The organism is Luteibacter sp. dw_328, from assembly GCF_018449605.1.
GTDB lineage: Bacteria > Pseudomonadota > Gammaproteobacteria > Xanthomonadales > Rhodanobacteraceae > Luteibacter.
Genome location: NZ_JAAVUW010000005.1, coordinates 419,509 through 433,021, shown reverse-complemented (window position 1 = coordinate 433,021; position 13,513 = coordinate 419,509). Strand labels below are relative to the sequence as shown.

Genomic DNA, 13,513 nt, shown 5'->3' with positions numbered 1-13,513 from the left:
TCATGCAGAAACCCCTCCTCTCGTGGGCTGTCCTTCTCGTCGCAGCGATCGCATGGCTGCTGGCCGCGTCCGCGGTCACGGCCGGCACCGTCACCGTGAGCAAGACGCCGCCCGGCGTCACCTCGAAGGTGGCACCCAACATCGTGGTGACGTTCGACGATTCCGGCTCGATGAACTCCACGTCGATTCCCGATTCGATGGACGACAACACCGCCTCGAAGTACTACTACTCCGCGCAGGGCAACCCGATCTACTTCGATCCGACGATCACCTACGTGATCCCGCCGGATGCGAGTGGCGCTCCCCTGGGCACGCCGACGTTCAAGGCAGCATGGCGCGATGGCTACTGCGCAAACACCTTGACCAAGAAGTGTTGGTCACCCGGCAGCAGCAAGTATCTCAGTCCTATCGTGGTCGACCTCAGCGCCGCGTTCTACGCCGGGTTTCTTGCCAACACCCTGGCGGGTAACTCGCCGTGTTCGCGAAACGCCAATGAGCTCACGACGTGGTACGTGAACGGCAATTGCCCGCAGATGGACATCCCGGCGTCGGTGCGAGGAACCACTTCCACCAGCACGACGACGACGTGTTCAGGGCTCCTCTGCGGGCTCTTCAACGGCGTGCTCGGCACGAAAACGACCACCAACAGCGATGGCAGTGTCACGGTGGCCACCTGCGTGTTGAGCTCGCGGGTGACCACCTGCACGTTGGTCACCACCCAGACAAGCGCCAACACCGGCGGCTTCTACTATGTGTGCACGCAGCCCACTAACGACGCGACCTGTACATTCCACCTTGTCGCCAATGAATCGGCGGCGATCCAGCAGAACTTCGCCATCTGGTACAGCTACTACCGGACGCGAAACCTCAACGCGCGCGCGGCGGTGGGACGTGTTTTCGCCAGCCTTGCGGACGGCTCGGTACGTGTCGCCTGGCAGACGTTACAGACACAGACCGCGAGCGGCAGCTACAACACCGGCGCCGGTAGCTACGCCGGCCAGTACTACGGTCCACTGATAACGACGAGCCAGATTCTCGAGCTGGCGAACGCCACCTCGTGCGTGCCCACGAGCACCGCCGACACATGCTGGCGCAGCCAGTTCATGAACTGGCTCTACGGGGCACCCGCCAGCGGCGGTACGCCAACGCGCGTGGCGACCCAGGTCGCCGGCGACTTCTACAAACGCGCACTGAAGACATCGCCGAATGCGCAGGACCCGTACTGGAACGGCAGCACCAGCACACCGGGTGAGCTCTCGTGCCGCAAGAACTTCAACATGCTGGTCACCGACGGCTACTGGAATGGCGATAGCCCCGCCAAGGGGACATCCCTGGACTCGGTCGGCCTGACGTTACCCGATGGCACGACCTACGCGACGAGTGGCACGCCCTCGAAGATATTCTGGAACCAGGTGGGCACCACCAATCCCTCGCTCGCCGACATCGCTTTCTCATACTGGGCCAACGATCTGCGCACCGACCTGGCCAACAACGTGCCAGCTTATTATCCGGATCTGACCACCGGTGTGACCGGCACTTCGACAACCGTCAACCTGACGACACCCGGCAGCAACAGCGAGGTCTACTTCAACCCGGCGAACGACCCCGCGACGTGGCAGCACATGTCGCAGTACATGGTCACCATGGGTATCTCCGGTACCCTGACCTTCCCGAGCGACTACACCGCGCTGCGCAAGGGAACCAAGGCGTGGCCTACGCCCGACACGGGGGGTGGCGCGACCAACATCGACGATACCTGGCACGCGGCCTTGAACAGTCGCGGTGGATACTTCAGTGCCGCGGATCCGACCTCACTCGTCAGTAGCCTGACCACCATCCTCTCGTCGGTGATCGCAAGCAGCTCGACCTCACTCACGCTCAGCCTCAGCGCGAACGTGCTGACGACGAATGCGCTCGCTTACTACGCGGGCTACAACACGATCGACTGGAGCGGGACGCTGATTGCCAGGGTGGTTGGCTCGAACGGTGCCGTGGGGGCGGCGGTGTGGCTTCCGGCGCCGCCGGGCGACGCCGGTGCCTTCCTCACCAATCGTGCGACCAACGATCCCCGTTTTATCGCCACGAGCACCGGTCCTGGCGCCGGTAAAGCCATCACGTTTGCCTATACCGGCCTGAGTACCACCGAGAAGGCCGCGTTGGACTCGTCCGACGGTACGGGGTCCACAGCGACGACCGACAGCCTGGGCACGAAACGCGTGGACTGGCTGACCGGCGTACGCACACTCGAAGGCACTACGTTCCGTACGCGATCGTCTCTGCTTGGCGCGATCTTCGGATCGCAGCCGGCCTATGTCGGCGCGCCCAACAGCGGCTACGGCGATTCGTTCTCGGCGGGAGCACCGGAAGCGAAGGCCGTCGCCGCCGATCCCACCATGAGCTACTCCACTTTCCTTTCAAAGTGGGCGACACGTCCGGCGGCAGTTTACGTGGGTGCTAACGACGGCATGCTGCATGCGTTCGACGCGCGCCTGGCGTCCGTCTCGGGTGCGCAGCCTGGCCGCGAACTGTGGGCCTACGTGCCGGCTAGCGTTTACGCGAATCTCCCGGCGCAGTCCCGATTGACGAACTTCACCTTCACGCCCACGGTCGATGGCAGCCCGGTCACCGGCGATGTGTTCTTCAACGCAAGTAGCTCGCTGAACAACTCGACCATGGGCTGGCACACGTTGCTTGTTGGCTCGCTGCGCCTGGGCGGCCGTGGTGTCTTTGGCATCGACATCACCGACCCGAGTAAAGCAACGCTCAATACGAGCACGGCTGTAGCGTCCAAGGTGCTCTGGGAATTCAACAGCGACAGCGTTGCCGCCACCGGCACACCCGCAAATCTCGGGTACACCTTCGGCACGCCGGTCATTACCCGGGTCGCTTATGACAATGGCGGTGGCTCCGTGGGCCGCTGGGTGGTTCTCGTCCCCGGCGGTTACTTCCCCGATGGCAACACCTCGGCCGCCGCCAGTAACACGTACAGCTCGCTGTTCGTCCTCGATGCGCAGACCGGGACTCTGTTGAAGGAGATCCGCACGCCGACGGGAACCGGTGCGGTGGTCAGCCATGGCCTGACGACGCCCGCCGTCGGCGACTACGACGGCGACCAGGTGGCCGATGTCGCCTTCGCAGGCGATCTGGACGGCAACGTATGGCGGATCGATCTCTCCACGGCAGCGCTTGCCTCAACGACCCAATCGCAGGGCGTCAGCCTGTTGTTCAAGCCAGCCACCGCTAACGCGCAGTCGATCACGACGTCGCCGCGGTTGCTCGCCGATCCGACGTCGACGTACTTCATGGTGATCTTCGGGACCGGTCGTTACCTGAGTACGGCCGATACCGCGGACACCACGATCCAGGCGCTCTACGGCGTACGCGACCCGGGCACGAACGTGGCTTCCCCGATCACCCTGGCGGGAGGCAACCTGACCAAGCAGACCATGGCGCTGGATGCGGCGACCGGCGCCATCGGCGTCACCAGTAACGTCGTCCCGGCGACGAGTTCGGGCTGGTACCTGCGCCTGGACACGGTGGCCGGGGAACGTGTCGTCGTGACGCCGGCGCTGGACTCGAGCAACAACACCGTCACCTTCAGCACCCTGATCCCGACCGCCAACGATCCCTGCACGACATCGAGTTCCGGTTCGATCATTGCGCTCGACGGCACGACGGGCGGCGCGGCCTTCGGGGTCTCCATCGGTTCGACGGTCAGCTTCGGTAGTGGGTATTCGCTTGCTGGCGCCCACGTACTGGGCGCCGCCAGTTCCGGTTCGCTCTACACCTCGGCCAGTCTCAGCGGGGGCACCTCGTACCTGCCGGGCCAGGTACCTGCGCTGGGTGGTAGTGGCACGCCGGTCGGCGAAAGCATTCCTACTGCGCGCCGCCGCTCGTGGCGCATCCTGAATGGCGAGAACTGACATGCTTGCGATTAAGCGCCGCCGTGGCGGCTTCACCCTGCTCGAATTGATGATTGTCCTTGTCGTGATGGGCATCCTCGCGGCCATTGCGATCACGTCGTACAGCCGCTACGGATTCCGCGCACGACGATCGGACGGACAGAAGTTGCTGATGGCGATCGCCAACGCCGAGGAGCGCTACTTCGCCCTGCACAATGCCTATGCGGATCTAGCCACCATCGGCTACTCGACCACCATCACGGCGACATCGGAGAACAGCTATTACACCGCGTCGGTGACGCCCGCCACGGTCAATGCTGTGGCGGCTCAGGGTTACACCGCTACCGCGACGCCCGTCGGTTCCCAGGCGCGCGATACCTGCGGCGCACTCACCGTGACCGATACGGGCCTGAAGGGCCCCGCGGGCACGACCGCGAACGGCGTTTGCTGGTGACGGTCGGCCGCTCAGGAAGGCGTGCCGCGCGAGGCCTCAGCCTCGTGGAGCTCATGGTCGCGATCATCGTGGCCGCCATCCTCACGGCGATCGCGTTGCCGTCGTTTCGCACGACGCTGCAAAAACACCGGCTGCGTGTTGCCGCCGACAACCTCCAGGCGGCCGTCCAGTACGCCCGCACGGAAGGCGTCCTGCGCGCGACCTATGTGTCGCTGTGTGCGAGTGCCGATGGCGCGACCTGTTCCGGTGCCGCCACGTACGAAACGGGTTGGCTGGTCTACGTCCACCCGGTGGCGACGACCAAGGCGAGCGATGTCTACACGGCCACCGCCTCGGCGGGGATGCAGATTCTTCGCACCTCGCCGGCATTGAATGGCGTGTCCGCCCGCGCGGTGGATGGGGCGGTCGTCACGTTCGGCCAGCAGGGACAACTGGAGGCTGTCGCGTCGCGCACGAATGCCTCCCAGCCCATGGCCTTCGTGCTCTGTGCGCTCAACGCCAGCGCGAGCAGCCTCGGTACGAACACGACCCGGCTCCCGGGATCGCGCATCGGTGTGAGTCCCTATGGCGGCATCGCGTTCACCAAGCTGGCCAGTACGGACATCTGCACGCCCTGAGACGGCCCGCATACACTGCGCAGCTGGGGTGGCAACTGAACGACACGAGGTCAGGACGATGTTGGAAACACGATACACAGCATCAGGCGTCCGAATGCGCCTGCACTCGGCTCGACCGGGCGAACTGAACTGGCTGCTCCTGCCGGGCGGCCCGGGCATTGGCTCCGAAAGCCTGCACGAGCTGGCTGATGCGATGGAGGTGCCTGGCGCGATCTGGTTGGTCGACCTTCCTGGCGATGGATCGAACACAGGACACCTGGCGGATGATCCGTTCCGGTTGTGGCCGCACGTGCTGGTCGAGGCGGCAGAAGCGGTACCGAACGCCATCTTCGCCGGGCACTCCACCGGCGGGATGTATCTGCTCGCGACGCCGGCGGTGCGCAACCACATCTGCGGCCTTGTGCTGCTGGACACCGCACCCGACTACGCGTGGCATGCGGAGTACGTCCAGATGACGCAAGACGATCCGCTGCCGCGGTTCGCCGAGGCCCTTGCCGCCTACGAGCGGGACAAGAGCACGGCGAACCTTACGACACTGGTCGTCGAATCCGCGGAGTGGAATTTCAATCCGGCGGGCGTCGATGCCGGCCGGGAGATGCTCGCCCGTATGCCCTACAACCGGGAAGCGGTCGATTGGTCGGACGCGAACTTTGACCATACTTACGAGGCGCAGTGGTGGCCCACGGACATTCCAGTACTTCGTCTATGGGGTACCGATGATCGTATCGTCAGCCAACGCGGCTGGAGTGCGCCGAAGTACGTCACACCGAACGTCCTTGCGTGCGCCGTGCCAGGTGCAGGTCACTTTCCATGGATCGAGAATTCCCGAGCCGTGACCGAGGCGTTCCGCGACTTTTCCACCAGGCTGGCGTCGCCGAAAGCCGACTAGTGCGCGTCGACCTGCGTCCTGAGCACGCGTCGCCTGGGACGACACATCGTGTGTCGATCGCCGGCTCCCTCCTTCTCCAGGGCGGATCGCTGCTGGTGAGACGGAGAGGTTATACATTTGTACAATGTCGACTGAAATTTCCATGGTCCGCCTGCACAAAGGGCGAGGCGCCGCTTCCAACCCCGAAGGACGGTTCGAAAAGACCCGCTCCGTGCAGGAGGACGACGGCTGGTATCGGGAGGACGACAGCCGTCGTCCGCACACAGAAACTCGGGAGGAGCTCGCTCGCTCGGTGATCAGTCGAAATGACTCTCCCGATGTCGGGTTCGACCAGGCACTGAACCCATTCAGGGGATGTGAGCACGGATGCGTGTACTGCTACGCGCGTCCGTCCCACGGATATCTCAACCTCTCGGCGGGTCTCGACTTCGAGACCAAGCTCTTCGCGAAGACCAACCTCGAGGAAGTGCTGCGCGGCGAGCTGGCGAAGCGGAGCTACGTCTGCAAGCCGATCAACATCGGCAGCAATACGGATCCGTACCAGCCGATCGAAAAGAAGTGGCGACTGACACGTGCGGCGCTGGCGCTGCTCAACGAATGCAACCATCCGTGCACCATCGTCACGAAGAATGCGCTCATCGAGCGTGACCTCGACATACTCGTGCCGATGGCCGAGCGCAATCTCGTCCATGTATTCGTGTCGATCAACGCGCTGGACAACAAGCTGGCGTCGAAGCTCGAGCCGCGGGCCAGTGCGCCGCATCGGCGGATGAAGGCGGTGGAGACGTTGAGCAACGCGGGCGTGCCAGTGGGTGTTTTGGTTGCACCGATTATTCCGGCGCTAAACGAGAAAGATGTAGAGGCGATCATCGAGCAAGCAGGCGTCGCTGGCGCGCGCTCCATTGGTTACACGTGCGTGCGTCTGCCGCATGAGCTCAAGCAGTTATTCCGCGAATGGCTGGAGCTGCACTATCCGGATCGCGCTGCGCACATCATCAGCCTGATTCAGCAGATGAATGGCGGGAAGGATTACGACTCGAACTTTGCGACGCGCATGCGCGGGCAGGGGGTGTTTGCGGACATCATTCGGAAGCGGGTGCAGGTGGCGACGCGTAAGGCGGGGTTGGATCGGGCGTGGGATACGGTGTTGGATGCGTCGCGGTTCGTGCCGCCGAGGATTGTGTCACCGCAGGGGGAGTTGTTCTGATCCAGGCACCGGGCTATGTTGATGGCAACCCAATGAGTTTCGTAGACCCTTATGGGTTCTGGACTTGGGAAGATCCGGTGCCTCGATGGTCGATGGACTATTCAGCTCGCTTTGATGATGCGGCTTCCCTTGGCCTTGCAGGCCTCGAAAGATCAATCGGCTGAGATTCGCCTTGCCTCTATGAGAACGTATCCAATCTACAGTACTGATCGAATTTTATTCGCCTTCGAAATCGATCATGTCTATGTATCGCGCAGAAATACTGCAAAGCTTCTTAAGTCATCTGCATTAGTAGCCGATGTAAATTTACGAGGTCATTTCGGATCTTCGGATGATGTTCGCGTCAAGTTCAATTACTTGGGGCGAGACTTTATCCTGCTGGAACCATACGGCGATAACAGCAGGTATTGGATTGGTCCAGAGGAGCCAGGGGATAGCTTGATCGACGTGGCAGACCTAAAAGAAATCTTTGACGCTCATCGACCATCCCCTTTGCGAAGCATCATTGGCGACATAGCAAATTTGAAGATATTCAGAAGGCCTTAGTTGCACTGAGTCGGTACAGATAGCGACGCCTAAGGCGGGCCGTGCCACCAGAGAACAGACGCTACTCGTCGTTCGGGCTGACATGCGTCTGCTTCGCAGATGCTCATATTCGGCAGACCTCGCCAATGCTGTTTCGATCCGGCCTGGCGCAGCGCAAACGCAACCTGTTCTTCGACGTAGTTGCAAATGCTACCAATGGCGGAAAGCAGGTGAAGGCAAGAGTCCATCTGAGACAGCAATGATCGCGTCGCGCGGTCTATTCGAAATTCCTTGCGGTGAATTGTGAAGACGACGTCACTTCAAAAACGCAACAACGTGTTGACACTTAGCTAACGTCACGCCTATGTTCGAACTCCGACCGCACCGAACTGAACGTTTCGTTAGTTCGGCAGGTTCGGGTTTGTACTTGTCGTGAGTTGACGAGTACACGGCGGGGCTAGCGATCGGCTTCGGAGGAGTCGGTCGCTGTTGGCCTCCCGGACCAAGGGTAAACGTGAAGTCGCTTAGTCCTGGCCATTGGCCGGACTTTCTTGCTTTTTTTGGCCCTTCCAGGGTCGATCAGGGGAGACACGGAATGATTGTTCGCACTATCGGGCAGGCATCGGTCCTGCGTCGTTCGTCTTTGGCCCTCGCGCTCGCGGTGGGCATGGGTCTCACCGGCAACGCTTTCGCCCAGGCCACCACGGGTAGCCTGTTCGGTTCAGCCGAAGCCGGCGACACCGTTCAGATTTCCAGCGGCTCGGGCGTGACTCGTACCACCACGGTCAATGCAGCCGGTCGTTACAGCTTCGCAAACCTGCCGCTGGGCACTTACAAAGTCAGCCTGGTCAAGGGCGGCACCACCGTCGATTCGCGTGACAACGTCGAGCTGCGCGTTAACGCCGGTACCGATGTGTCATTTGCTGCTGCCGCTGCCAGCGCACAGAATGCCGCTAACCTCGAGGGCGTGACCGTTGTCGGCAACGCGCTGCCGCCGATCGACGTTTCCTCGTTCGACTCGCGCACCGTGATCACCCAGTCCCAGCTCAAGCAGTTGCCGCTGGCGCGTTCGGCTGAAGCGATTGCCCTGTTGGCTCCGGGCGTGTCGCAGGGTGCAACCGGCACCGGTTTCCTGAGCCCGACGGGCAAAGCCCTGGTCTCGTTCGGTGGCTCTTCGGTGACCGAGAACGCGTATTACATCAACGGCATGAACACCACCGATCCCATCGCGGGTTACGGCGGCATGACCCTGCCATACGGTGCCATCGACCAGCAGGAAATCCTGACCGGCGGTTACGGTGCACAGTACGGTCGCTCGGACGGTGGCGTGATCAGTATCGTCGGCCGTCGCGGCACCAACGAATTCCATTTCGGCGGTCAGATCCTCTGGACCCCGGACTTCTCTTACGCCGCTCCGATCAACGCCAAATACCCGGGTAGCTCGTCTCTCGATGGACAGACCTACCGCTATCGCAACCTCAACAAGAGCTGGGACGCCATTTACTCGGCCTACGCAGGTGGCCCGCTGATCAAGGACACCTTGTTCGCCTTCATCGCGGTGGAAGGTGAGAAGACCAAGGGCGATAACGTCCAGATCGCCTCCCAGAACAAGAACTACGTGCAGACTTACAAGGATCCGAAGATCTACGCCAAGTTCGACTGGAATATCAACGATAGCAATCTGCTTGAGTTGACCGCTGCCAGCGAAAAGCATGACTACACCGGCCAGGTGTACACGTTCGATAACGACACTCGCCAGGATGGCGATTTCATCGCGCCGGATACCGCGACCAGCACCAAGCAGACGATGTGGATCGCGAAGTACACGAGCTACATCACGGACAGCCTGACCTTGACCGCCCAGTACGGTAAGCAGGACACGAAGCTGTTCACGCAGACCGGTACCACCGATCCGAACCTGATTCCCATTCTCGGTGCCAGAAATCAGGATCCGGCTCTGACGCCAGGCTTCCCGCAAGGCATCACCAATGCGCAGAACCTGACCACCATCACCGATCCGGCCCATGAGAGCAAGGTGTCGAACTACCGCGTCGACCTCTCCTACGTGCTCGGCGACCACACGATCTCGGTCGGTATCGACAACCAGAATAGTCGGGATCTGAACGACGGCGAGAAGGTCTACAACAACGCCGGCTACGAGTGGAGCTACGACACGGTCGCTAGCGGTGGGTCCATCGCCGGCGGCGCCGTCGACGCACCGGTCGGTACGCCGTACTACGTCTCCCAGTACCGTCAGTTGACCGCCGCCTCGGTGCGCGTGCGTCAGCGCGCGCAGTACGTACAGGACCAGTGGCAGGTGTCGGATACCGTCAAGCTGTCACTCGGTATTCGTAACGACCAGTTCACCAACTACAACGGCAATGGCGCGGCCTACATCACCCAGACCAAGCCGCAGTGGGCGCCGCGTCTGGGTGGTACCTGGGATGTCTTCGGCGACAGCACGTTCAAGGTCTACGGCAACGCGGGGCGTTACTTCCTCGCACTGCCGCTGGTTCCCGCGCTTCGCGGTGCGTCGTCTTCCACGCAGACCAATACGTACTTTTCGTACACGGGTATCGATCCGTCCAACGGCTATCCGCTCGGTCTGACGCCGCTCAATACGGTCAACGGCCCAGGTGTGGCGTACTCGCCCAATAACGAGTACGGCCAACCGAAGGACCCTACCATCGTTAGCGCGAAGGGCCTGAAGTCCGAGTACCAGGACGAGTACATCGCGGGCTTCGACAAGACATGGGGCGAGAACTGGGTCTACGGCGCCAAGGCGACCTACCGCAAGCTAGGCAACGCGATCGATGACTATTGCGATACGGGCGACGACCCGGCGGGACGCTTGCAGCAGCTGTTCACCGCCAGCGGTTCCGCCGTTGACCTGAGCCAGGCTGGCGTCAGTTGCTATCTGTTCAACCCGGGTCGTGCCAACACGTTCCTGGCGCCGAACGCGGCCGGTGGTTACGACAGTGTCCGTGCCACCAACGACGAGCTCGGTTTCCCGCAGCTCAAGCGTCACTACTACGCGCTCGAGCTGCATCTGCAGCGCGAAAAGGGCGATGGCAAGTGGTGGGGTAACGTCAGCTACGTCTACTCGAAGCTTTACGGCAACAGCGAAGGCCAGACCGATTCCGATGCAGGTACGCGTAGTGACCCGTCTGTCACGCAGGCGTGGGATAACGCCCCGTTGATGGTGTATTCGAACGGCAAGCTCGCGAACGACCATACGCACGCACTGAAGGCCTACGGTGCCTACGAGATTACGCCGGAATGGCAAGTCTCGGGCAACATCGCCATCGTGTCCGGTGCACCGCGTAATTGCTACGGCGGTTTCGGCCCCGACCAGATCGACGCTGGCTATGGCGTTGAGTCCTACCACTGGTGTGGTGGTGAGCCATCGCCGCCGGGTGCCGTGGGCCGCAATCCGATCACGCACGTCGTCTCGGCTTCGCTCGCCTATCGCCCGGCATTTGCCGACGGCAAGCTCGGCCTCTCGATCGATGTCTTCAATCTGTTCAATGAGCAGAAGAAGACCCAGTCGGATCCTTACCTCGGTACGACGGACGCGCCGGAGCCGACCTACAACGTGCCTATCGCGTTCGAGACGCCTCGCTACTTCCGCTTCGGCGTCACGTACGACTATTGATCGGTCGCACACGGCCCGTTTCACGACAAGTTACGGCTTGAATGGGAACGGGCCCACGCCTATCTACAACAAGAGTCCGGGGCGGATTTACCGCCCCAAAGGCGACGAATAGAGCTCTACCCAGATCGCCCTCGGTTTCGAGGGCTTTTTTTTGTTTCCCTGATGACCCGTAGCCGCCGCGGCACGGCTTTCAGCTGGACTGCCCGTGATGCCGGAAGAAAACATGACGAACGAGCCGCAACCGGATCTGCCACCGGCGTCGCCTTACCCTCCGCCAACGTCACCGCTGGGCGCGCCGACAACCGCGCCGACAACGGTCAGCGGCAGGAAAGACATGCCGTGGCTCGCCTACATCGCGGCGACCGTGGCGCTGATGCTCCTTGCATGGTGGCGGTTCGCCACATTGCTGCCGACGCCTTCCCGCATGCCGCTCGTACTTGCCGCGGCCGCCGGCGTGGTCCTGCTCATACCCGCCGTCGTGACGTTCATCAGCATTCTCGTCGGCTCGCGCTATCGCATCGCCGGCATCGTCACGCTGACCGTGGTCGTGACCCTTCCCAGTGTCATGACGCTGGCCTGGGAAGCAAGCCACGATCCCATGCCTGCACCCAGCCTCACGTGGCCCGCAGGCTGGACGGCGCTTCCTGTGTCACGGGCGGTAGCCGGGAACATGGTAACGAGCAGGGCCGTTTTGACCGTCAACAAGCAATCCGCCGCGAACCTGATCGCCATCAAGGAGGGAAACTCATCCTCCGTGACGCTGGAAGCCGGGATAAACGTGGTCGTCAAGAGTGAGCGTGCGTTTGCCAGCCTGAAGAACATGACGCTCGACGTCTCGCCGCCGGTCGAAGTCACCTGGGACGGCTACCGGGCCCTGGAATACGACATCGTTATGCATACGGACCACGGCCTCGTTCGCCAGCGAAGCATCCGGACAAACGGCACCGGCAAGCTCGCCTGTAGCCTGAGCTATGTCGCGGGCGAGCGGATCTTCGACAACCATCTGGATGCTTACGATGCGATCAAGCACCAGTTCGTTTGCCGGCCGGGCGGCTGATACGGCATCCGACGTCCGGTCGGGGCGTTGCGCCCCGACCGGAAATTGCACCGCAAGTCAGCTCTTGATGAACTCGAGAATGTCGTTGTTAAGCTCATCGGCGTGCACGGTCAGCATGCCGTGCGGGTAACCCGGATAGATCTTCAGCTTCGCGCCCTTGATGAGCTTTGCTGAGAGCACACCGGCATCCTTGTAAGGGACCACCTGGTCGTCATCGCCATGCATGACGAAGGTCGGGACGGTGAACTTCTTGAGGTCTTCCGTCTGGTCGGTTTCGGAAAAAGCCTTGATGCCGTCGTAGTGCGCCTTGGCGGCACCGATCATGCCCTGACGCCACCAGTTCTGGATAATGCCCTGGGACACCTTGGCACCCGGCCGGTTAAAGCCGTAGAAGGGGCCGGAGGCAACGTCGAGGTAAAACTGAGCGCGATTTTCAGCCAGGGCTTTGCGGAATCCATCGAACACGTCGAGCGGTGTGCCACCCGGATTCGCCGCGGTCTTCAGCATCAGCGGAGGCACCGCGCTTACCAGGACGGCCTTGGCCACGCGACCGTTCGGTTGGCCGTAATTGGCCACGTAGCGGGCGACTTCGCCACCACCGGTGGAGTGGCCAATGTGCACGGCGTTCTTAAGGTTCAGGTGCTCGACGACGGCCCATGCATCGGCAGCGTAGTGATCCATGTCATGCCCATCGCTCACCTGCTGCGAACGGCCGTGTCCGCGCCGATCGTGCGCGATGACGCGATAGCCGTGCTGGACGAAAAAGAGCATCTGCGCGTCCCAGTCGTCCGCCGACAACGGCCAGCCGTGGTGGAACACGATGGGCTGTGCGTCCTTCGGGCCCCAGTCTTTAAAGAAGATCTCGACGCCGTCCTTGGTGACAACGGTCGACGACTCGGCCCGGTGCGCTCCGGCAGCGGACTTCGAAGGAGCAGGCGCGGCCATGGCGCCTTGGACGACAGATGCGCCGCCAGCGACGAGGGCGCCGGCCGTCAGGCCCGCCGAGGTGACGAACTTGCGGCGTGGGGCGTCATGTGGCGCGTTAACTTCGGTCTCACTCATGGAATTCCCCTGGAGGTTGGATGACAAAGGCACTATGAAGCGACGCGAGGGGCCAGAATTGCAGAAGATTGCTGTCTTGGTGAATGACCGTTCCAGGGTCGTTCCGTCATCGTCAGCGACTGGGAGAGATTACGGTAGACGACCG

Annotated in this window: 8 protein-coding genes; 7 read left to right on the top strand and 1 reads right to left on the bottom strand. The window is 62.0% G+C overall.

Annotated elements, in window-relative coordinates; genetic code table 11:
- The first annotated feature begins 2 nt into the window (after positions 1–2).
- The 7 genes from HB634_RS14590 (at position 3) to HB634_RS14560 (ending at position 12,306) form a co-directional block, all read left to right on the top strand.
- Complete coding sequence (locus HB634_RS14590; RefSeq protein WP_213949061.1) at positions 3–3,923, top strand: PilC/PilY family type IV pilus protein; 3,921 nt, start codon at positions 3–5, stop codon at positions 3,921–3,923.
- Between the two features lies 1 nt (position 3,924).
- Positions 3,925–4,356 carry a type IV pilin protein gene (locus tag HB634_RS14585; protein WP_063572969.1) on the top strand — a complete coding sequence of 144 codons (432 nt, stop codon included), beginning with the start codon at positions 3,925–3,927 and terminating at the stop codon, positions 4,354–4,356.
- Positions 4,353–4,973, top strand: coding sequence for a GspH/FimT family pseudopilin (locus HB634_RS14580; protein WP_269448001.1), 621 nt, complete (start codon positions 4,353–4,355; stop codon positions 4,971–4,973). Before HB634_RS14585 ends, HB634_RS14580 begins: the two co-directional genes overlap by 4 nt.
- A gap of 94 nt (positions 4,974–5,067) precedes the next feature.
- Positions 5,068–5,862 (top strand): alpha/beta fold hydrolase, encoded by a 795-nt coding sequence (locus HB634_RS14575; protein ID WP_197478390.1) that lies wholly within the window; start codon positions 5,068–5,070, stop codon positions 5,860–5,862.
- 142 nt (positions 5,863–6,004) lie between these two features.
- Positions 6,005–7,069: a PA0069 family radical SAM protein gene (locus tag HB634_RS14570; protein WP_063572966.1), complete on the top strand. Its 1,065-nt coding sequence runs from the start codon at positions 6,005–6,007 to the stop codon at positions 7,067–7,069.
- Between the two features lie 1,120 nt (positions 7,070–8,189).
- The gene (locus HB634_RS14565) at positions 8,190–11,249 is read left to right on the top strand and encodes a TonB-dependent receptor (protein WP_255548596.1); all 3,060 of its coding nucleotides are present in this window, start codon (positions 8,190–8,192) and stop codon (positions 11,247–11,249) included.
- Between the two features lie 223 nt (positions 11,250–11,472).
- The gene (locus tag HB634_RS14560) at positions 11,473–12,306 is read left to right on the top strand and encodes a hypothetical protein (protein WP_213949060.1); all 834 of its coding nucleotides are present in this window, start codon (positions 11,473–11,475) and stop codon (positions 12,304–12,306) included.
- A gap of 57 nt (positions 12,307–12,363) precedes the next feature.
- Here HB634_RS14560 and HB634_RS14555 read toward each other — a convergent pair whose 3' ends face one another.
- A complete protein-coding gene (locus tag HB634_RS14555) occupies positions 12,364–13,251 on the bottom strand; it encodes an alpha/beta hydrolase (RefSeq protein ID WP_255548624.1) in 888 nt (295 codons plus the stop codon).
- Positions 13,252–13,513: the final 262 nt, after the last annotated feature.